The sequence below is a fragment of the Roseinatronobacter sp. genome, from assembly GCF_051859525.1.
Classification (GTDB): Bacteria; Pseudomonadota; Alphaproteobacteria; order Rhodobacterales; family Rhodobacteraceae; genus Roseinatronobacter.
The window spans coordinates 1-20,810 of the sequence record NZ_JBHYFM010000033.1; the positions used below are offsets into that span (position 1 = coordinate 1).

Here is a 20,810-nt window from a genome sequence, read left to right on the forward strand (position 1 = left end):
CCTTGCGCGACCGAGTGAAGAAAGAGGGCGACCAGTTCCACCCCAAGAATGTCAATATAGACCGCCATCATAGTTACAATGCGTGGCTGACCATCGGCATTCGCGAAGGCAGGAACCGTGAAATTCGCCGCGCCATGGATCATGTCGGGCTGAGTGTGAACCGGCTGATCCGTATCAGTTATGGCCCGTTCCAGCTGGGGCAACTGGCCAAAGGCGCAGTGAGTGAAGTGAAATCGCGCGTGTTGCGCGAACAACTTGGCGAGGCGGCCCCGCAGGAGGAGTTTGTCGCAAAAGGCAGAACGGCGCGACCGGCAGGACCGAAACCGTCCGGACCAAAAGCCGCGGGGCGAAAGTCACAAGCTCAGAAGCCGCATGGCCTGAAGCCACAGGGCCAGAAGCCGCAGGGGCAACAGTCACGGGGCAAACGCCCCCCGAAGCCTGATCTGACCGGAACACAGACAGGGCCGCGCCCGCCACGCCCCAACAGCGCCCCCCGCTCGGCCACCGCCCGCCCCAATGCGCCTGCCAAGCCTGGACCCGCAGGATCTGCCCGCCCGCCGAATTCAAAGCGCTAAGGCACAAAAGCCGGAGATTTCGCCTATCTGCGGCGCGGTTGGCAATCCATCCTTTCAATCTGGCTTGCCAGCTTTTATATTTTAGTCTTGTTCGGCTTCTATATCGGGGATCAGATGACGACGGGATTACAAAAGACATCCTACGGGCTGCTTCTGGCCTTGATCGTGTATGTCGCCATTATGGGGGGCTAGAACATGACCCAGCGGTTTGGTGGACGTTTCAGCCCCAATGCTGACCCGCGCCCCGGTGGACCTGCGCCAGCCCGCCCGCATCCGGTGGGCGCGCGGGTCAATCTGCTGTTTGTGGTGCCGTTCATTTTTGCCATCCGCGCGTTTTTCAATGATCCGGTCGGGCTGGCGCTGAACCTTGGTGCATTCGCGGTGCTGATGCTGGCGGCGTGGCTGACGCGTGATGGCGTTCTTGCACAAGCGGCCTATGAGGCGCGCAAGATCGCACGCAGGCCCGCCATTCCGCGCAAGATATTCGCATCGGTCCTGACGGGCGGCGGGCTGGCATTGGCAGGGTTGTCCGGCGGCCTGGGTGGCGCGGTTATTTTCGGCATTTTGGGGGCCGCGCTGCATTTCGGCGCTTTCGGGCCGGACCCACTGGCAGATAAGGGCATGGAAGGGATCGATACCTTCCAGACCGACCGCGTCACACGCGCGGTTGAGGAAGCGGAAACCCACCTGTCTGCCATGCAAGACGCCATCAAACGCAGCGGCGACCGCGCGCTGGCCAGCAGGGTCGAGAGTTTTGGCGCGACAATCCGGCAGTTGTTCCGCGCTGTCGAGAACGACCCCAGACGCCTGAATGCGGCGCAGCGGTATCTTGGGGTGTATCTGGTCGGTGCGCGCGATGCGACGGTCAAATTCGCCGATCTGTACGCGCGGAACCGCGATCAGCAAGCGCGCGTTAACTATGCGGCGCTGCTGGATGATCTGGAAAGCCGTTTCGCGCTACGCCGTGAAGCGCTGCTGGAAAATGATCGCACTGATCTGGAGATCGAGATAGAAGTGTTACGCGAGAGGCTGGAACGCGAAGGCCTGCGCGCAGAGTAAATATTTTGTTGGTTCATTCAGGGTAAGAGGAACACCGCAATGTCAGACGAGATCCGTCAAGGGGCTGAAAGCCTGAGCAAAGAAATAGACGCTGTGGTGGCCATGCCTCTGGCAGATCCGGCGACAGAGATGCCCACGATTGAAGGGGCCAATGCGCCGGAGGCTGCCGAGATTCAGACCCGCATGTCCGAGATTGACATGGGATCAACCAGCACGATCATCGGCTTCGGGTCGCGGGCGCAGATGGACCTTCAGCAAATCAGCCAGTCCATGCTGGCCGATGTGAAAAACAAGGATCTGGGGCCGGCGGGGGACGGGTTGCGCGAAATGGTGACCACATTGCGCGGGTTCTCGGTCAGTGAACTGGACACCCGCCGCCAGCGCAGCTGGTGGGAACGCCTGACCGGCAAGGCCGCGCCATTGGCCAAGTTTCAGGAACGCTATAACACCGTGCAGTCGCAGATCGACCGGATAACCGGCAATTTGCTGAACCATGAGACCACCTTGTTGAAAGACATCAAGGCGCTGGACAAGCTGTATGAAAAGACGCTGGAATTCTATCATGAACTGGCGCTGTATATTGCCGCCGGAGAGGCCAAGCTGAAAGAGCTTGACGCAAAGGATATTCCGGCCAAGGAAGCCGAGGTTGCCGGCGCGGATGAAAACGACAAAGTGTTGAAAGCGCAGGAATTGCGTGACATTCGTGCGGCGCGCGATGATCTGGAACGCCGCGTGCACGACCTGAAGCTGACACGTCAGGTGACGATGCAATCGCTGCCATCCATCCGGCTGGTGCAGGAAAATGACAAAAGCCTTGTGACCAAGATCAACTCCACACTGGTCAACACTGTGCCCCTTTGGGAAACGCAACTGGCGCAGGCGCTGACGATCCAGCGCTCTCGCGAGGCGGCACAGGCTGTGCGCGCGGCCAATGACCTGACCAATGAATTGCTGACCTCGAACGCGGATACCCTGCGAGAGGCCAACCGCGAAGTGCGTCAGGAAATCGAACGCGGCGTGTTTGACATTGATGCGATCCGGCATGCAAATGAAACCCTGATCGCCACAATCGAGGACAGCTTGCAGATTGCGGATGAAGGACGCGCCAAGCGTGCCGCCGCAGAGGAAGACCTGACCCGCATGGAAGCGGATCTGCGCAATTCCCTGTCATCTGCGCGTGCACGCGACGCTGACACAACCGACCCGCAGAAAGTGTAGTAAATGCCCCGGACACATGACCTGCCCCCGTCACAACGCTGCGGCCGCGCCATACAGGCGCGGTTTGCTGCCTTGTCCATATGTGTCCTGCTTGCCGCCTGTACGGAATTTGCGGGGGTGCAAACCCCTGCGCAATCTGGTGCGCCCGCGCAGGCCCCCGCGCCCGACACAGCCGCCCCTGCAACGGAAATCGAAACACCTGCGCGCGCATCCTCTGCGATAGCGGCGCATTTTCAACGGGTGGAAAACCGCCGGCTGGCCAACGGTTTGTTGCGCACCAATCCACGACCCGCTGATTTGCCATTCGGTGCGCGGGAACTGGAAGATACATTTGTCAGGGTTGCGCTTCATGACGAATACACATTCGTCGGCAACCGCCTGATCGAGCAGAAGACCCCTGCCCCCTTGCGGCGCTGGCGCGCCCCCGTCCGCATGCGGCTGCATTTCGGGGACTCGGTCCCCGAAGCGATGCAACAGGCCGACACACAGCTTGTAGCCCGGTTCGCGGCGCGTCTTGGAAATTTGACCGGGCATCCGGTCAGCCTCACCCAGGGGTCTGCCAATTTTCATGTTCTGGTGCTGGACGAGGACGAGCGCCGCGCCATCGGCCCGCAGTTGCGCCGCCTGATACCGGGTATCGACCGGCCCACACAAGACGTGGTGACCAACCTGCCCCTGAGTGTGTCCTGTGTGGTTCTCGCCTTTTCGCGCAGCGGGACAGACACCTATACCGATGCGGTTGCGATTATTCGCGCGGAATTGCCCGACCTGTCGCGCAGCGCATGCTATTATGAGGAACTGGCCCAGGGCATGGGCCTGCCGAATGACAGCCCACGCGCACGACCGTCACTGTTCAATGATGCCGCGGAATTTGCGGTCCTGACAGGACTGGACGAATATTTGCTACGGGTGTTGTATGATCCGCGCCTGCGTCCGGGCATCCGCGAATCCGAAGCGCGCCCCATCATCCGCCGCATCGCATCCGAGATGATGGGCGGCGAAAGCTAGACACAGCCCCATAAATTCACCGATCAGCCCGAAGGTTCCGTCATGGTATTCAGCTTCCTAAAAGGTCAGTTCATCGACGTTATCGAATGGACCGATGACACCCGAAATACGATGGTCTACCGTTTTGAACGCTACGGAAACTCCATCATGTATGGCGCGAAGCTGACGGTGCGCGAAGGGCAGCGGGCGGTTTTCGTGCATGAAGGCCAGCTGGCAGACGTATTCGATCCCGGCATGTATATGCTTGAAACCAACAACATGCCGCTGATGACGGCATTGCAACATTGGGATCACGGGTTCAATTCGCCCTTCAAATCCGAGATTTATTTTATCAATACCCGCCGCTTCGCCGGTCTGAAATGGGGCACGCAGAACCCGATCATGCTGCGGGATCCGGAATTCGGGCCGTTGCGCCTGCGGGCCTTCGGGTCCTACGCTGTTCGCGTGACCGATCCGGTTGCGTTCATGCGTGAAATCGTGGGCACTGATGGCGATTTCACCCAAGAGAAGATCGCAGGCCAGATCCGCAATATCGTTGTGCAAAAGGTCAGCAGGGTTCTGGCGGCAAGCGGAATTCCGGCGCTGGATATGGCGGCCAACACCAAGGACCTGTCGGACGTGGTGGGGACCGCCATTGCACCAACGCTGGCAGAATACGGGCTGGAAATGCCCGAACTGTATATTGAGAATATCTCGCTGCCGCCCGAGGTTGAAAAGGTTCTGGACCAGCGCACCAGCATGGGCATTGTGGGCGATCTGAACAAGTTCACCCAGTTTTCCGCCGCGCAGGCCATGCAGAATGCCGCCCAAGGCGGTGATGGCGGCATGGGGGCCGGGCTTGGTGCCGGTATGGGAATGGGCATGGGCATGGGCATGGCGCAGTCGATGGGCCAGGCCATGGGCGGCCAGCCTGCCACGGCACCAGCCGCAGCGCCTGCCGCAGCACCCCCACCCCCGCCGCCGCCCCCTGCCGCCGAGCCGCTGTGGCATATCGCGGAGAACGGGCAAACCCGCGGCCCGTTCAAACAATCGGAACTGGCAGGCCAGATCACGCGTGACACATTGGTCTGGACCGAAGGGCAATCGGGCTGGATGAAGGCGGGCGAAGTAGCCGCGCTGGCCACGATTTTTTCCGCCACCCCCCCGCCGCCCCCGCCCCCCATCGGCTGAACCGCACAGGTGCACGGCTTTAATTGAGTATTTTTGGCAAGATGAAGGTGCGAGCCACCTGAGTTCGGACCGCTTGGCTGGAAGATCGCATGTCTACAAAACAGGCTGAACACCGTTTTCCATGTGAACAATGCGGCGCATCGCTGCGCTTCATGCCCGGGCAGGCCCGGCTGAGCTGCGCCTATTGCGGGCATGAACAGGACATCCCGCAGATCGACGACGAGGCGCGGATCACGGCCCTTCAATCACTGGATTACCACGAAGCCGTTGCCCAGAGTTTGCCCCCCTCGGAAATGGAGGAAACGCGCGTTGTGCACTGCGATACCTGCGGGGCAGATGTGCAGTTTGAAGAAAATGTGCATTCCGCAGAATGCCCGTTCTGCGCAAGCCCGGTGGTGGCCGATACCGGCACGAACCGTCACATCAAGCCGCATGCAATCCTGCCATTCAAGCTGAGTGAGGCCGACGCGCAGGCCAGAATGAAGGCGTGGTTGGGCGGGCTGTGGTTCGCGCCGTCGGCGCTGGCGCGATACGCGCGCAGCACGGGGCGTCTGAACGGGCTGTATGTGCCCTATTGGGCATTTGATGTTGCGACGCGCAGCACCTATAGCGGCCAGCGCGGCACATATTATTATGTGACTGTCAGGGGGGCGAATGGCAAGACCAGACGCGAAAGGCGCACCCGCTGGCGCGCGGCTTCGGGGCAGGTATCGCGCCAGTTTCTGGACTTGCTGGTGATGGCGTCAAGGTCGTTGCCACGCCCGAATATCCGGCGGCTGGAACCATGGACACTGGCGGATCTGCAACTTTACAGTGCAGATTACCTGTCGGGGTTTCGTGCCGAAGCCTATAGCGTTGCGCTGCCCGACGGGTTCGAAATTGCCAAGGAACGCATGGCCGAGCAGATCCATGCCGATATCTGTCGCGATATTGGCGGGGACGAACAGCGGGTCTCATCGGTATCGACCGCGTATGATGACGAACGGTTCAAGCATTTGCTGCTGCCCATATGGATGGCGGCCTATCGGTATCGGGGCAAAAGCTACCGGTTCATCGTGAACGGCCAGACAGGGCGCGTGCAGGGGGAACGGCCCTGGTCGTGGCCGAAGATCGCAGGCGCGGTGCTTGCGGGGCTGGTTCTTCTGGCGATTGCGTTCTACATCGCGGAACTTGGCGGATAGTGAAGGGACAAAGAATGATCTTGTGTTGTGGCGAGGCGCTGATCGACATGTTGCCGCGTGAAACACCGGCAGGCGAAGCGGCGTTTGCCCCATATGCCGGGGGCGCGGTGTTCAACACCGCCATTGCCTTGGGGCGGCTTGGGGCGCCGGTCGGTTTTTTCTGCCCGCTGTCCGATGATCTGTTCGGGGTGCAACTGCGCGCAGGACTGGAGGCGTCTGGCGTGGATCACAGCCTGTCGCCCGCAGTCGACCGCCCGTGCACGCTTGCATTTGTCACGCTTGTCGATGGTCAGGCGCGCTATGCCTTCTATGACAGGGGCACGGCGTTGCGTGACATGACGCGCGCGGAGTTGCCGGAGTTAACCGACACTGTTGACGCGTTATTTTTTGGGGGCATTTCTTTGGTGGGGGACCCGTGCGGCGCGGGGTATGAGGCGCTGTGCACGCGCGCGGGCGAACGTGTGGTCATGCTGGACCCCAATATCCGCCCTGATTTCATTCGTGACGAGGGCGCCTATCGTGCGCGGCTGGAAGCAATGATCGCGCGGGCGGATATTGTCAAACTCTCGGATGAGGATTTGCACTGGTTGAAAGGTGACGGTCCGGTGGATGAACTGGCCGGGCGTCTGCGCAACGAGGGTCCGAAGATCGTCATCATCACCGAAGGGGCCAAGGGCGCACGCGCGTTCTGGGCGGGCGGCGTGGTTCATGCCCCGTCAAGGCGCGTGGTGGTGGTCGACACGGTCGGCGCTGGCGATACATTCAATGCGGGTGTGCTTGCATCCTTGCGGCAATCCGGTGTGCTGAGCAAATCGGGCATTGCCGCGATTTCGGCCGAAGACCTGACAACTGCGCTGACATTCGCCGCAGGCGTTGCTGCGGTCACTGTGTCACGCGCCGGTGCCAACCCGCCTTGGGCGAATGAACTCTGATGCGGGCGCTTATCCAGCGGGTGCAACATGCGCGTGTCGATGTGGCGGGCCAGACATGCGGTCAGTGCGGGCATGGTCTGTTGATTCTGGTCTGTGCCATGCGCGGGGACACCGTCACGCAGGCGGATGCGCTGGCCGCGAAAATCCATAAAATGCGCATTTTCCGCGATGATGGCGGCAAGATGAACCTTGCGCTGAAGGATACCGGCGGCAGCGTGCTGGTGGTAAGCCAGTTCACCCTTGCGGCCGACACGCGCAGTGGCAACCGGCCGGGTTTTTCGACGGCCGCCCCACCAGAGGACGGCGAGCGTCTGTATCTGCATTTCGCCGATGCGCTGCGCAATCTGGGCGTGCAGGTTGAAACCGGCCAGTTTGGCGCGGAAATGCAGGTTCATCTGTTAAATGACGGGCCTGTCACGATCTGGCTGGATACCGAAGCATAACCACGCGGCGCCAAGATGCGGCGTGTGGGAACTGGTTACGGCCCGCTGAGAATATCGGGCAGATGGCCAATATCAGGCACCACCGTATCGGCATGGGGCGCAAGGTCCGAAAGCGTGGCCAGTCCTGTCAGCACCCCGATGGTGCGCATACCGGCAGCGCGCCCCGCAACCAGATCATGCGTGCTGTCGCCAACCATGACCACAGTTTCGGGTGCAATTCCAGCAAGCCTTGCATATCCCAGCAGCATATCGGGGTCCGGTTTCGGTATGAAGCCGCTGTCATAGCCCAGAACATGCGTGAAGAAATCCAGAATACCCGCATGTTCCAGATGTGCGCGCGCGGGCATTTCCCCGTCATTCGTTGCAACACCCATCAACAGGCCCTGATCCCTGAAACGCGACAGCAACGGAACCAATGGGACAGGCGGCACCATCACCGCCCCTGCCGAGGTTTCGGCCAGATAGGCAACCAGTGCGCGATGCGATATCTGTGGCAGGTGCACGCCCAGCAATTCGGCAGCATCGTCAATCGTGCCTGCAATCACGGGCGATGACGGGTCGAACCGGCGTGTGTCCATGTCAAACATGATTGTCGCCGCCATGGCATTGGCATGGGCCTTGTTGCCCTTGGACAGGTCATGCAGAATGTGGTCCACCCAGTCCGCCCAGCTTGCGCTGTAGTCGAACAAGGTTCCGTCCTTGTCAAACAGTATCGCTGAAATCTCGGTCAGTTTCATTGCTGTTCCATCGGTCGAAGGCCCCCTGCGCCTAACGGCTTGGCGCAGGGAATAGTTTCATGCAGATGTGTTCAAATCAGAACGGCATCGGGATTGCGCGGTGCACCTTGTCAATGGCAGCGCAGACCTGCGGGTCCAGTGACACATCGACCCCGTTCAGCAAATGCTCCAGTTGCGCGCTTGTGCGTGCGCCCACAATCGGGATGCACTGAAACGGCCGCGTGCGGGTCCATTGATAGGCCAGATGCACAGGGTCCAGCCCCGTTTCATTGGCAATGGCCATATAACCGGACACAGCTTCAAACACGCGCGGGGTGATACGTCCGCCAAGTTCGGGGGCACGTTCGCGCCGCGTATTTTCGGGCGTGACATTGCCCGCATATTTGCCGGTCAGAAGCCCTGCCCCCAACGCCGAATACGCCAGCAGCGGCACATCCTCGTTGACGGACAGTTCAGCCAGATCAAGGTCGAACATCCGGCACAGCATGGAATATTCATTCTGGATGGAAACCACACGCGGAAGGCCCGCATCCTCGGCCAGTCGCAACCATGTGGCTGTTCCCCACGCTGTTTCATTCGACAGGGCGAAATGCCTGATCTTGCCCTCAGCAATCAGGGTTTGTGCCATTTGCAGCACTTCGGTCATATGGGCAACCGTGTCGGCACGGTTCTGGCCCGACGGATCGAATTCCCATGCCTTGCGGAAATGATAAGATCCGCGATTTGGCCAGTGCAACTGGAAAATATCGATACACTCGCTTTGCAACCGCTTCAGCGAAGCCTCGACCACTTCGCGCAGACGCGGTCCGCTGATGGCGGCGCCGTCTTTCACTGCGGCAGAGCCCGCGCCTGTGATCTTGGTGGCCAAAATCGCGTCGGCAGGGCGGCGGCTGGCCAGCCAGCGCCCGACGATTTCTTCGGTCAGGCCCGCAGTTTCAAATGCGACCGGATTGACCGGATACATTTCCGCCGCATCCAGAAAGTTTATTCCATGGTCCCACGCCATATCTAACTGGCGGTGGGCGTCGGCTTCGTCCGTTTCATTGCCGAAGGTCATTGTCCCCAGACAATAGCCCGAAACATTCAGACCACTGCGGCCAAGCTGTTCTTTTTGCATCATTCCTGCCTTGCTGTTCGTTTCCCGCGCAACATAAACAATATTTCACCGATTGGCAGGGCAGAATCGCTTAACCTGTGAAAGTTATGTGTCGTGCAAAAGGGCATTATAAAAAAGGTGCCGAAATCCTAACCGCAATAGATGCGTGTGATAACAAGATCCTCGTCATGTTCGACATTCAGCCGGTCAGGACGGAAATCCATTGTCACGGCCATCCCCGGTGCAATGATACGGGTCGCTTCCGCATCCGGATGGCCCTGAAACTGTGCCAGCGGCTGGCCTGTCAGGGATTGCAGATCCTGTGCTCCGCAATTTGCGGACATATCGGGGGCGGACTCGGGTTGTTCGGCCTGACAGGCGGCCAACAGGACAAGGGCGAGTGTGGGGGCTGCAAGACGCATTTAGGAACCTTCTGAATTGATTCATCCGGCCACACGCTAGGGTAGATTTTCGGAATATGCACCCCACCCTTTCCCCCATCGGAGGAAACTTGCCGAAACCGTTCCGCAAGGTCCGCAGATAAGGGCTTTCCGCATGCGGTTGCACAGGCTATATGCCCCGCCATGAGTGACCGCACAAACCTGAACCCGCCCGACCTGCGCCCCGATCTTGCCCCGCAAGCGCATACACGCCAGCACGCGCCCGCGCGTCCGGGCCAGCCGACCATTGGCATGGTCAGCCTTGGGTGCCCCAAGGCGCTGGTGGACAGCGAACGCATTCTGACGCGGTTGCGTGCCGAAGGCTATGCCATCAGCCCCGATTACGCCGGTGCGGATGCAGTGGTTGTCAACACATGCGGGTTTCTGGATTCGGCGCGCGCCGAAAGCCTTGATGCCATTGGCGAGGCGCTGTCTGAAAATGGCCGCGTCATCGTCACCGGCTGTCTGGGGGCGGAACCCGAATTCATCACCGGTGCCCACCCGCGTGTCATGGCGGTGACCGGCCCGCACCAGTATGAACAGGTGCTGGACGCCGTGCACCGTGCCGTGCCCCCTGCCCCCGATCCGTTTATCGACCTGTTGCCGGCATCGGGTGTCAGCCTGACACCGCGCCATTACAGCTATCTTAAAATATCCGAAGGGTGCAATCACAAGTGCAAGTTCTGCATCATTCCCGACATGCGCGGCCGTCTGGTCAGCCGCCCCGCCCACGCGATTATTCGAGAGGCTGAGAAACTGGTCACCGCAGGTGTGCGCGAATTGCTGGTCATTTCACAAGATACATCCGCTTACGGCGTGGATATCAAACACGCCACCGACCGCGGCCACCGCGCCCATATTACGGATCTTGCGCGCGATCTGGGGTCGCTGGGGGCGTGGGTGCGGCTGCATTATGTCTATCCCTACCCGCATGTGCGCGAAATCATCCCGCTTATGGCGGACGGGCTGGTGCTGCCCTATCTGGACATCCCGTTCCAGCATGCGCACCCCGACACATTGAAACGCATGGCACGGCCCGCCCATGCCGAACGCACGCTGGACCGGATTGCCGAATGGCGCGGGATTTGCCCCGATATTACCCTGCGATCCACCTTCATTGTCGGATACCCCGGCGAGACGGAACAGGAATTCCAGACCCTTCTGGACTGGCTGGACGAGGCGCAACTGGACCGTGTGGGCTGTTTTCAATACGAAAACGTCAAGGGCGCGCGATCAAACGATCTGCCGGACCATGTCCCCGACGATGTGAAGGCAGACCGCTGGGACCGCTTCATGGAAAAAGCGCAGGCCATTTCTGCGGCCAAACTGGCGGCCAAGGTCGGGCAGCAGATGGATGTCATCGTGGACGATATTGACGCCGACGGGATCGCCACTTGTCGCACCAAGGCCGATGCCCCCGAAATTGACGGCAACCTGTTCATTGACGAAGGGACAGCCGCGCTGGCGGTCGGCGATATCGTGTCGGTGCGCGTCGATGAGGCCAGCGAATATGACCTGTGGGGACAGATCACGGCTTAAGTCTTTTCCTTGTCATTCGGGCATGCTATGGCGCGGCGGAACCGGACGGCACCCGCCGTTCTGCCGAATTTCTGAAACGGAGACTACTCATGGCCCTGGAACGCACGTTTTCCATCATCAAACCCGATGCAACCACCCGCAACCTGACTGGCAAGATCAATGCCAAGTTCGAGGAAGCCGGTCTGCGCATCGTTGCCCAGAAGCGCATTCATATGACCAAGGCACAGGCCGGCAAGTTCTATGAAGTCCATGCCGAACGCCCCTTCTATGACGAATTGTGCGAATTCATGGCATCTGCACCTGTCGTTGTTCAGGTTCTGGAAGGCGAAGGCGCCATTGCCAAGAACCGCGAAGTCATGGGCGCAACCAACCCCGCCGATGCGGCGCCCGGCACCATCCGCGCCGAATTCGCGCAATCGGTTGGCGAAAACTCGGTCCACGGATCGGATGCGCCGGAAACAGCGGCAATTGAGATCGCTTATTTCTTTTCCGGTCTGGAACTGGTCGGCTGATAGCCGGTCCTGCTGTCCTTCGGACACAATGTCACATGGCATGGCCCCGGACCACTTCCGGGGCCTTTTGCTGTGTGAACAGCATTTACCGCAAGCCGCTTTCCTGACAGATTATCTTCATGTTCCAAACGGTTGAACTTCCTTTCTGGTTGCTGATTCTTGTCCTTGCTTTTGCCGCGGTCACTTTCGCGTCGCATTTCCTGTTTCCATCGGTGCGCTGGTTTTTCCGCAGGCGCATGGAACGGGCCGTGGCCAAGCTGAACACGCGGCTTGCCCGCCCGATTGAACCGTTCCGGATCATGCGCAGGCAAGATCAGGTCACCCGCCTGATCTATGACCCGAAAGTCATGGAAGCGGTGCGCGATTATGCAAGACAGGTTGATGTGCCGCCCAATGTGGCCTTTGAACGTGCCAAATCCTATGCGCGCGAAATCGTGCCGGGCTTTTCGACAGCCACATATTTTGGCTTCGCAATCAAGCTCGCGCAACGCCTGTCGCAGGGGCTGTATGATGTGCGCCTTGGCGGCGGCGAGGCGAAGGCCCTGAAACAGATTGATCGCAATGCCTCGGTCGTGTTTGTGATGAACCACCGCTCCAATATGGACTATGTGCTGATTACATGGCTGGCCTCCAGCCATTCCGCGCTAAGTTATGCAGTCGGCGAATGGGCGCGCGTCTGGCCGCTGAAGGCGCTGATCCGCGCGATGGGGGCCTATTTCATTCGCAGGCGGTATTCCAACAGCCTGTATCGCGCGATACTGGCGCGGTATGTCCAGATGTCGATCCAGCAAGGCACGACCCAAGCCATTTTCCCCGAAGGCGGGTTAAGCCTGAATGGCTGTGTGGGCAAGGCCAAGAAAGGGCTTTTGCATTACATCGTGCGCGGGTTCAACGTGCATGATTCGGCCGATGTGATCTTTGTGCCGGTCGCATTGAACTATGACAGGGTGCTGGAAGACCGCGTCCTGATTACCGCCGGAATGCACGGTATTCGCCGCTTTCCCGTGCGCGCGAAGGTTGTTCTGGGCTTCATCCTGCGCGTTCTGTGGCAAAAGGCACGCGGGCGGTTCCAGCCGTTTGGCTATGCGGCGGTATGTTATGGCGAACCGCTGTCATTGCGTGAATTTCTGAACCACGCGCCCGACCCCAGCACAAAGTCATTGTCAGAATCCTTGATGCTGCGCATCCGTGCGGCGGTGCCGGTGCTGCCCGTGCCCTTGGTGGCAGCCGCTTTGGTGCGATGCGACCAGCCTTGCGACAAGGACAGGCTGACCCAGACCTGCCGGACCATTCTGGATGCATTGTCACAACATAATGCCTGGGTTCACCTGCCCGAAGGCGATTTGGAACAGGCGGTTGAAACAGGCCTGTCCGTTCTGGCGCTGCGCGGCGTTATCACGCGCAACGGGGAAAATGTGGCACTGGTCGCGGCGGAAACCGATATCCTGAGTTTCTATGCAGCCTCTGTTCTGCAACGCCTTGACGCGCCGGATGGCATTGCACCTGCCGCCAGCATGCGCCTGGACCTGCCGGATCGCTCGAAACCACCTAAGTCATAAAATTACAAAATAAGATGATTTAGGGTTGCATTGTTGCGTAGCGGAATTTATGCATGCTGCAAGTGCCGCATGAAATTCTGCGGCGCGGCATGTCCTGCGGTTTCCCGCGATACATTCACATGGAGGCACACATGGCTCTGGACCAAAATATCGGAATCGCGCATTACGACGCCCCCGAAAAAGATTTGTATGAAATCGGGGAAATGCCCCCATTGGGATATGTTCCCAAACAAATGTATGCGTGGGCCATCCGTCGTGAACGTCACGGCGACCCCGAAACAGCAATGCAGATCGAAGTTGTTGATATTCCAGCGCTCGACAGCCATGAAGTGCTGGTTCTGGTCATGGCGGCAGGGGTCAATTACAACGGCATCTGGGCCGGTCTGGGACAGCCTATCTCGCCTTTTGATGTGCACAAGGCGCCGTTTCACATTGCCGGATCGGATGCATCGGGAATCGTCTGGGCCGTGGGTTCGGCTGTCAAACGCTGGAAGGTCGGTGATGAAGTGGTCATCCATTGCAATCAGGATGACGGCGATGACGAGCATTGCAACGGCGGCGACCCCATGTTCAGCCCAAGCCAGCGCATCTGGGGGTATGAAACCCCCGACGGGTCATTCGCACAATTCACCAATGTTCAGGCCCAACAGCTTATGCCCCGTCCCAAACACCTGACATGGGAGGAAGCGGCTTGCTATACGCTGACACTGGCGACCGCCTATCGCATGCTGTTTGGCCATGAACCCCATGATCTGAAGCCCGGCCAGAACGTGCTGGTCTGGGGCGCATCGGGGGGCCTTGGGTCTTATGCGATCCAGCTTGCCAACACCGCCGGTGCGAATGCGATCGGTGTCATCTCGGACGAAAGCAAACGCCAGTTTGTGCTGGATCAGGGCGCAAAAGGCGTGATCAATCGCAAGGATTTCAACTGCTGGGGGCAATTGCCCACCGTCAACACGCCCGAATATAACGAATGGCTGAAAGAAGCGCGCAAATTCGGCAAGGCCATCTGGGACATTACCGGCAAGGGCGTGAATGTTGACATGGTGTTCGAACATCCGGGCGAAGCAACATTCCCCGTCTCCACGCTCGTTGTCAAAAAGGGCGGTATGGTGGTCATTTGCGCGGGCACCAGCGGGTTTAACTGCACATTTGACGTGCGCTATATGTGGATGCACCAGAAGCGCCTTCAGGGGTCGCATTTCGCCCATCTGAAACAGGCCTCTGCGGCAAACCAGCTGATGATTGAACGCCGCCTTGACCCGTGTATGTCCGAAGTGTTCCCATGGGCGGAAATCCCGCAGGCGCATACGAAAATGTATCGCAATGAACATAAGCCGGGGAATATGGCCGTTCTGGTTCAGGCCCCGCGCACAGGTCTGCGCACATTCGAGGATGCGTTGGCCGCAGGTCCAAAGACCTGACATCCGCCCCGACACGGCACCGAAAATGCGCCGCCCCGCTTCGGGGCGGTGTTTTCTATGGCGCTGTCAACGCTTTCGTAAGCCCCTGCCCCCTATCCTTGGCACTGAACCGGTTTGGGCATAGCCCTGCCAAGGAACGGAGGGGTCGGGATGCGCCATGACTGGCTGGTCACACAGTTGGATGCCATGAAACGCTATGCATCACATAACCATCTGCCCGAACTTGCCGAAGCCTTGCAAACCGCGAAGCTGGTGGCGCTGGTCGAAATCGCCTCGCTCGAAGGGCAGCCGCGCAAACCACCCGCCGATGACACGTAACCTGAACACAGTTCCGCACTGCCAGAACAAATGCCTCACTTTTTTGTCGCTGTCGTTGTGAAAACGGTTCCCATTTCCGACGCGGCATGCTGTAGACAGGCATCATGTCCGTCCCCGCCCTAGAATTCTCCGACGATCAGGCCGAAGCCTGGGACCAGATCGCCACCACGCTACAAAAAGCGGGGGTGGATCTTGTGGAGGGCACCTGCCTGCCCGCCCCCGAGGCCGAAAATACGGTTCTTGCCATCACCGGCAAGGCAGGGTCGGGCAAAACCATGTTGCTGGCCAATCTGACAACCACCCTGATCAATGCCGGTGTCGAAATCGTCTCTGGCGATTATGAAAGCCGCCGGCGCGCGGAGCGTCGCAGCCTTGCCGTCCTTGCCCCGACAAACAAGGCCGCCTCTGTTTTGCGCAGTCGCGGTGTGCCCGCAACAACCATTCACCGCATCCTGTATACACCCGTCTACGACCCCGAATATGAGAAGATTGCCGAATGGCTGGCAGGAAACCTGCCGCGCCCGAATATCGAAGGGTTGACCGACACGGCCCTTGACCGCGCGCAGGCGTTTTATGAACAGGTAAAATCCATTCCGGGGGCATTGGCGGCGGCGGGCCTGCGCGGGTCGGATTTCATAACCGGCTGGAAGCGGCGCGATGACCCGCTGGATATCGGTTTCGTCGACGAAAGCTCGATGCTGGATGCGCGCCAGCTGGATGACCTGAAGGAATTGTTTTCAACGCTGATCCTGTTTGGCGACCCCGCGCAGCTGGCCCCTGTCGGGCAATCGGGGGAAATGGTCTTTGACCGTCTGCCCGCGCCCGCAAGGCTGCATCTGTCGCGCATTCACCGGCAGGCGCAGGACAACCCTATTCTGGATCTCGCGCATGCGCTGGCCGATCCCGCCTTGGGGTTCGAGGAATTTGAACGCCGCGTGGAAACGGCAGCACGACACGACAGCCGCGTGCATCTGGCCGAACGCGTCGACAGTGACCTCATGGCGCGCTCGCCGGTGCTGGTGTGGCGCAACGCCACCCGCCTGCGCCTGATCAATGCCTTCCGTCGCGCCCATGATGCGCCCGACACGGAATTGCGCGCAGGCGAGCCGCTGATGTGTGACGGTCTGGAACTGCCGCTGAAGCACCGCAAGAAACGCATCGATCTGGAAGCGCGCGGGCTGATCAAGGGCGCGCAGGTCGTCTATCTGGGTCCCGGCCGCAAACCCGGCTTCTCTCGGCTGCACATATTCGGCGCAGAAGAACCCCAGATCTCCGTGGCCTCTATCATCAAGATCGAAACCGAGATTGACGAAGAACCCTTCATCCCTTTTGCCGCCACCATGGGCGCGGCTTTCGTGCACGGCGCGGCTGTCACCATCCACAAGGCGCAAGGGTCGCAATGGCGTGATGTGCAGGTCTTCGCGCCCGATCTTTTCGCCGCCGCACGCGCCGGCCGCACAGAGGCAGGCATACCGCTGTGGAAACGTCTGGCCTATGTTGCCATCACGCGCGCCGAACATCGCCTGCATTGGGTCATTCGCAACCGTCTTGCGCGCCCGTTGCGGGAATTGTCCACCGATGACCTTGCCAGTGCCGCCCCTGCACCATTGGCATTGAAAACCGACGGCTAGGTGCGTCACGCCACGAAACTCTCCAGCGCTGGCCATGGCGCTGCAAAACGCATAAACGCGCTTGATGCTTGCGAAAATCCACTTTCATCTTCATCTTGCCACAAATACTCTGGGGTGAATGGGCGCCTATGCGCCCAGAGGGGCAACGCCCCTGAATGCCGAGTTATGACCTGATCCGGAAGGAATTGCCCATGCGCTGCGTCTTTGTCCAGTTTCGTTGCCAACCCGGCAAAACCTACGAGGTTGCCGATGCGATCTATGACCGCGAAGTGGTGTCCGAACTCTATTCCACATCCGGTGAATATGACCTGATTGCCAAGATCTATATCCCCGAGAACGAAGATGTCGGGCATTTTCTGAATGAACGCCTGTTTGATATTGCGGGCATCAACCGCACCATGACCACCATGACCTTCAGGGCGTTCTGAACAGCCGCGGCGCGGGCGGGGTGCGCCCTCAGTTCCGTATGAACCGAAACAGGGCAGACGCGCCCCACCCGAAGAAAACAGCCAGCGCCAGCGCCATCAGCCCGTATAGTGCAGGCCGGTCATAGGCCATGTTGTACAGCCAGCGTTCCAGCACGGCCTTTTGCACATCGATGAAGGTTTCCCCCTCGTTCAGGACTTCCCCATCGCGCAACAGGAAAATCCGCGCTGTGTAGGTGCCCTCGACAATATTTTTGGGCAGGGTCACGCGGGTATTGAACAAGGTATCGCGTTGCAGTGCGACGGTGCTGTCAAGTTCCTGATATAGTTGTTCGCCCTGTCGTATGCGGATCAGTGCCTCGGTAAAGGCGGCAGCGTCGCGCGGGTCGGGGCCGCGGGCCTCGAAAATTGCAAGCCGTGTGGAAATCCGGTGCGTCAGGTCCGCATCCGCAGACAGGATTTCAGACAAGGGTGCGGTGCCCGCAACGGCATAGAAGCTGGGCGCGGCGCGCACTTCCTGACTTTCGGTATTTACCCATATGCCCAAACGCCTGGCCTTGCGCCAGATCACGGCAGGCAAGGGCGGCCCCTCGATCGTGACGATGATGTCCAGATCGCTGTCATCAGGAAGCGGGGATTCGCGTCGCACGGCGCCGAAAATCAGGATTTCGGACCCTTCATAATTTACCGTCAACGAGACCCTGTTCTGGCTTAGCCCGACGATCACCTCCTCGGCGCGCGCGGGCAAAAGTGCCAGCATGCTTGCCACCAGAAAGATCATGACACCACGCATCAGAACCGCCCCGGAATGGTGATGGAATACAACTCGGACGGGGTCAGCAACAGGTCCAGCGCAATCTTGCCGCAAACAGCCAGCACCAGAAGCGCCAGCAATATGCGCAATTGCTCGGCCTTCAGCCGCAACCCGATGCGGGTTCCGATCTGCGCACCGATGACACCGCCCAAAATCAGGAACACGGCCAGCATCACATCAACCGAATGATTGGTCAGCGCGTGCATCATGGTGGTAAATGCGGCGACAAAGGTAACCTGAAACAGGGACGTGCCGATCACCACCTTCGTGGGCATGCCCAGCAGGTAGATCATTGCAGGCACCAGAATGAACCCGCCGCCAACCCCCATAATGGCGGCCAGAATCCCCACACCGACACCGACCAGTAGCGGCGGAAAGACCGATATATACAGGCCTGATGCCCGGAACTTCATTTTCCATGGCAGGTTATGCACCCAGTTATGGGTATGAAGCTTCCGGCGCGGGGCATGCGGGTTCTTGGACCGTCGCAAGGCACGCAGGCTTTCTTGCAGCATCAATGCGCCGATGATCCCCAGAAACAGGACATAGGACAGCTGCACAATAAGATCGAGTTGCCCCAGCCGTTGCATCAGATTGAAAAACCAGATGCCGATAATGGACCCCAGCAAGCCCCCGACCAGCAGAACGGTTCCCATACGCAGATCGACAGTCTTGCGTTTCAGATGGGCCAGAACCCCCGAAATTGACGATGCCACAACCTGATTCACGCCAGTGGCCACAGCCACGGCCGGCGGCACACCGATGAAAAACAGCAAAGGCGTAATCAGAAACCCGCCGCCGACACCGAACATGCCAGACAACACGCCCACACCGCCGCCCACCCCCAACAAGGTGAAGGCATTGACCGATGTTTCGGCGATGGGCAGATAAATCTGCATAGGGCCCCTGATCCTGAAAAGGGCAGGAATTCTGGCGCTGCCCTGCCGTCATTCCTTACAATGACAAGCGGCAGGTTTAAGGGCAAGGGGGCAGCCTTAATTCGCATGCAATCGACAACATTCACACAGATTTTGCAACTTTCTGGCCACATCCGCAGCAGGCGGACGCTAGGCGTCGTCGCTTGTGTTCAGGTCCAGCCGCAGCACAAGCGCATCAACAGCGTCTTGCAGATGCGCAGCGCGGTAATATCCCTTGCGCAATCCAACCTGCAGAAAACCGGCCCGTTCATACAATGCCCGCGCCGCGATATTGGTGCTTGCCACTTCAAGAAAGCACCATTGCGCCCGCCCGCGAAGGCGGTTCAAGCCATTGCGTAAAATCATCTGTGCCACACCCTTGCGGCGCTGCGCGGGCGCAACCGCAAGGGTCAACAGCTCTGCCTCGTCGGCGATGACACGAAACAGCGCGAAACCGGCCAGCGTCCCGTCGGGTGCATGGTGGCATTCAACGAAACAGGCGGGATCAGTCAGATAGGTCCGAAACTGCGAATCTGACCACGGCGCGGGCAACGTGAAGGCACGCGCATGCACCCCCGCCAGCGCAGCCGCATCTGGCGCGGTCATGGCAGAATCGCCACCGGCGGCTGTGCGGACGGCGCTGCATCTGGCGGTCTTATATACAAGGGCGCGGGACGCGTCTTGTCCTGCCCCAGCCTGCGCAGCCCGACACGCGCGATGGCGTGGGCCAGTGTGAAACGAGACTCCAGAACCTGTGCGCGCGTCATTGCGCCTAGCGCTGTCGCAGCACTTCCTGTCAGCGCATGACCGCCTGTCAGGGCGGCGCATTCGTGCAATGGCAGCAGTTGTGCCGTGCCTGCACCGGCGGTGAATTCCTGCACATACACCTCATCGCGGCGCGCATCTTCAACCACGCAAAGGGGGCGCGGCAGACCTTCGGCGCGCGCGTCGAATATAGACACCCCGATGGCCGGCACATTCAGGCCCAGCGACAGGCCGCGCGCGGCAGAAACGGCAATGCGAATTCCGGTAAAATTCCCCGGCCCGACCCCGACTGCCAGACCATCAAGATCGCCCCAGCCCTTGCCAGCCTGTGCCAGAACCTGTTCCAGCAGGGGCATCAGGGCTTCGGCCTGCCCGCGTGCCATATCATTATGCAACTGCGCAAGCAGCGTGTCGCCCTGCACCAAAGCGGCCGCGCAATGCGCGGCCGATGTGTCAAACCCAAGGACCAGCGCGTCAGACGGCAACCGGACGCACCTCTGTCACTTCGGGAATGTAGTGACGCAGCAGGTTCTCGATCCCCATTTTCAGCGTCAGGGTCGATGACGGACAACCCGCGCACGCCCCTTTCATGTGCAGATAGACAACGCCGCGTTCAAACCCGTGAAAGGTAATGTCGCCCCCGTCCTGCGCAACGGCGGGACGTACGCGGGTGTCCAGCAATTCCTTGATCTGGTTTACAATTTCCGAATCCGGCCCGTCATGCGCCACATGGCCTGTGCCTGCATCGCCTTCCATGACAGCGGCACCCGACTGGAAGTGCTCCATGATCGCGCCCAGAACCTCTGGCTTGATATGTTGCCAGTCAACATCATCAGCCTTGGTGACGGTCACGAAATCCGATCCCAGAAATACGCCCGTGACCCCGCCAACCCCGAACAGACGGCTGGCAAGCGGGGAAGAACCGGCTGTGTCGGCACTTGGAAAATCTGCCGTTCCCATGCCCAGCACATCCTGACCGGGCAGAAATTTCAGCGTGGCAGGGTTCGGGGTGGATTCAGTCTGGATAAACATTGCGCGGCACTCCTG

The 20,810-nt window shown here is 59.7% G+C and carries 22 protein-coding genes and 1 pseudogene; 15 read left to right on the top strand and 8 right to left on the bottom strand.

The genetic code is table 11. The features are described from left to right. The 8 genes and pseudogenes from ACTIE1_RS15705 to dtd form a co-directional block, all read left to right on the top strand. A pseudogene (locus ACTIE1_RS15705) lies at positions 1–575 on the top strand (pseudouridine synthase); the annotation flags it as partial. A 195-nt stretch (positions 576–770) separates the two neighbouring features. Beyond that, positions 771–1,634, top strand: coding sequence for a 5-bromo-4-chloroindolyl phosphate hydrolysis family protein (locus ACTIE1_RS15710; RefSeq protein ID WP_439559807.1), 864 nt, complete (start codon positions 771–773; stop codon positions 1,632–1,634). 39 nt (positions 1,635–1,673) lie between these two features. Then, positions 1,674–2,852, top strand: coding sequence for a toxic anion resistance protein (locus ACTIE1_RS15715; protein WP_439559808.1), 1,179 nt, complete (start codon positions 1,674–1,676; stop codon positions 2,850–2,852). A gap of 3 nt (positions 2,853–2,855) precedes the next feature. Continuing rightward, positions 2,856–3,860 carry a DUF2927 domain-containing protein gene (locus tag ACTIE1_RS15720; protein WP_439559809.1) on the top strand — a complete coding sequence of 335 codons (1,005 nt, stop codon included), beginning with the start codon at positions 2,856–2,858 and terminating at the stop codon, positions 3,858–3,860. Between the two features lie 42 nt (positions 3,861–3,902). Continuing rightward, positions 3,903–5,030, top strand: a complete 1,128-nt coding sequence (locus ACTIE1_RS15725; RefSeq protein ID WP_439559810.1) for an SPFH domain-containing protein — start codon at positions 3,903–3,905, stop codon at positions 5,028–5,030. A gap of 89 nt (positions 5,031–5,119) precedes the next feature. Continuing rightward, a complete protein-coding gene (locus ACTIE1_RS15730; protein ID WP_439559811.1) occupies positions 5,120–6,211 on the top strand; it encodes a primosomal protein N' (replication factor Y) - superfamily II helicase in 1,092 nt (363 codons plus the stop codon). A 14-nt stretch (positions 6,212–6,225) separates the two neighbouring features. Then, complete coding sequence (locus ACTIE1_RS15735) at positions 6,226–7,143, top strand: carbohydrate kinase family protein (protein ID WP_439559812.1); 918 nt, start codon at positions 6,226–6,228, stop codon at positions 7,141–7,143. Then, positions 7,143–7,586, top strand: coding sequence for a D-aminoacyl-tRNA deacylase (dtd, locus tag ACTIE1_RS15740; RefSeq protein WP_439559813.1), 444 nt, complete (start codon positions 7,143–7,145; stop codon positions 7,584–7,586). The genes ACTIE1_RS15735 and dtd overlap by 1 nt, the downstream gene beginning before the upstream one ends. A gap of 35 nt (positions 7,587–7,621) precedes the next feature. Here the strand turns inward: dtd and ACTIE1_RS15745 are convergent, their stop codons facing one another. The 3 genes from ACTIE1_RS15745 to ACTIE1_RS15755 all read right to left on the bottom strand — a co-directional run bounded on the left by ACTIE1_RS15745 (position 7,622) and on the right by ACTIE1_RS15755 (position 9,841). Then, positions 7,622–8,323: an HAD family hydrolase gene (locus ACTIE1_RS15745; RefSeq protein ID WP_439559814.1), complete on the bottom strand. Its 702-nt coding sequence runs from the start codon at positions 8,321–8,323 to the stop codon at positions 7,622–7,624. Between the two features lie 76 nt (positions 8,324–8,399). Next, on the bottom strand, positions 8,400–9,443 hold the full coding sequence (locus ACTIE1_RS15750; protein ID WP_439559815.1) for an aldo/keto reductase: 1,044 nt from the start codon (positions 9,441–9,443) through the stop codon (positions 8,400–8,402). Positions 9,444–9,568: 125 nt separating this feature from the next. Then, positions 9,569–9,841: an I78 family peptidase inhibitor gene (locus ACTIE1_RS15755; RefSeq protein ID WP_439559816.1), complete on the bottom strand. Its 273-nt coding sequence runs from the start codon at positions 9,839–9,841 to the stop codon at positions 9,569–9,571. 162 nt (positions 9,842–10,003) lie between these two features. Between ACTIE1_RS15755 and rimO the strand changes: the two genes are divergently transcribed. The 7 genes from rimO (at position 10,004) to ACTIE1_RS15790 (ending at position 17,270) form a co-directional block, all read left to right on the top strand. Continuing rightward, the gene (rimO, locus tag ACTIE1_RS15760; RefSeq protein WP_439559817.1) at positions 10,004–11,398 is read left to right on the top strand and encodes a 30S ribosomal protein S12 methylthiotransferase RimO; all 1,395 of its coding nucleotides are present in this window, start codon (positions 10,004–10,006) and stop codon (positions 11,396–11,398) included. A gap of 89 nt (positions 11,399–11,487) precedes the next feature. Further along, complete coding sequence (gene ndk, locus ACTIE1_RS15765; protein WP_439559818.1) at positions 11,488–11,910, top strand: nucleoside-diphosphate kinase; 423 nt, start codon at positions 11,488–11,490, stop codon at positions 11,908–11,910. Positions 11,911–12,029: 119 nt separating this feature from the next. Next, on the top strand, positions 12,030–13,469 hold the full coding sequence (locus ACTIE1_RS15770; RefSeq protein WP_439559819.1) for a 1-acyl-sn-glycerol-3-phosphate acyltransferase: 1,440 nt from the start codon (positions 12,030–12,032) through the stop codon (positions 13,467–13,469). Between the two features lie 131 nt (positions 13,470–13,600). Continuing rightward, entirely contained in the window at positions 13,601–14,893 is a 1,293-nt protein-coding gene (ccrA, locus tag ACTIE1_RS15775; protein ID WP_439559820.1) for a crotonyl-CoA carboxylase/reductase, read from the top strand. A gap of 150 nt (positions 14,894–15,043) precedes the next feature. Continuing rightward, positions 15,044–15,211, top strand: coding sequence for a hypothetical protein (locus ACTIE1_RS15780; protein ID WP_439559821.1), 168 nt, complete (start codon positions 15,044–15,046; stop codon positions 15,209–15,211). Between the two features lie 104 nt (positions 15,212–15,315). Next, the gene (locus ACTIE1_RS15785) at positions 15,316–16,842 is read left to right on the top strand and encodes an ATP-dependent DNA helicase (RefSeq protein ID WP_439559822.1); all 1,527 of its coding nucleotides are present in this window, start codon (positions 15,316–15,318) and stop codon (positions 16,840–16,842) included. A gap of 191 nt (positions 16,843–17,033) precedes the next feature. Then, positions 17,034–17,270, top strand: coding sequence for an Lrp/AsnC ligand binding domain-containing protein (locus tag ACTIE1_RS15790; protein WP_439559823.1), 237 nt, complete (start codon positions 17,034–17,036; stop codon positions 17,268–17,270). Positions 17,271–17,298: 28 nt separating this feature from the next. Here the strand turns inward: ACTIE1_RS15790 and ACTIE1_RS15795 are convergent, their stop codons facing one another. The 5 genes from ACTIE1_RS15795 to ACTIE1_RS15815 all read right to left on the bottom strand — a co-directional run bounded on the left by ACTIE1_RS15795 (position 17,299) and on the right by ACTIE1_RS15815 (position 20,795). Next, positions 17,299–18,060 (bottom strand): TIGR02186 family protein, encoded by a 762-nt coding sequence (locus ACTIE1_RS15795; protein ID WP_439559824.1) that lies wholly within the window; start codon positions 18,058–18,060, stop codon positions 17,299–17,301. Beyond that, positions 18,060–18,980 carry a sulfite exporter TauE/SafE family protein gene (locus ACTIE1_RS15800; RefSeq protein WP_439559825.1) on the bottom strand — a complete coding sequence of 307 codons (921 nt, stop codon included), beginning with the start codon at positions 18,978–18,980 and terminating at the stop codon, positions 18,060–18,062. Before ACTIE1_RS15800 ends, ACTIE1_RS15795 begins: the two co-directional genes overlap by 1 nt. A gap of 168 nt (positions 18,981–19,148) precedes the next feature. Further along, positions 19,149–19,604, bottom strand: a complete 456-nt coding sequence (rimI, locus tag ACTIE1_RS15805; RefSeq protein ID WP_439559826.1) for a ribosomal protein S18-alanine N-acetyltransferase — start codon at positions 19,602–19,604, stop codon at positions 19,149–19,151. Then, the gene (gene tsaB, locus ACTIE1_RS15810; protein WP_439559827.1) at positions 19,601–20,248 is read right to left on the bottom strand and encodes a tRNA (adenosine(37)-N6)-threonylcarbamoyltransferase complex dimerization subunit type 1 TsaB; all 648 of its coding nucleotides are present in this window, start codon (positions 20,246–20,248) and stop codon (positions 19,601–19,603) included. The genes rimI and tsaB overlap by 4 nt, the downstream gene beginning before the upstream one ends. Further along, on the bottom strand, positions 20,238–20,795 hold the full coding sequence (locus tag ACTIE1_RS15815; RefSeq protein ID WP_439559828.1) for a NifU family protein: 558 nt from the start codon (positions 20,793–20,795) through the stop codon (positions 20,238–20,240). Before ACTIE1_RS15815 ends, tsaB begins: the two co-directional genes overlap by 11 nt. Positions 20,796–20,810 lie beyond the last annotated feature (15 nt).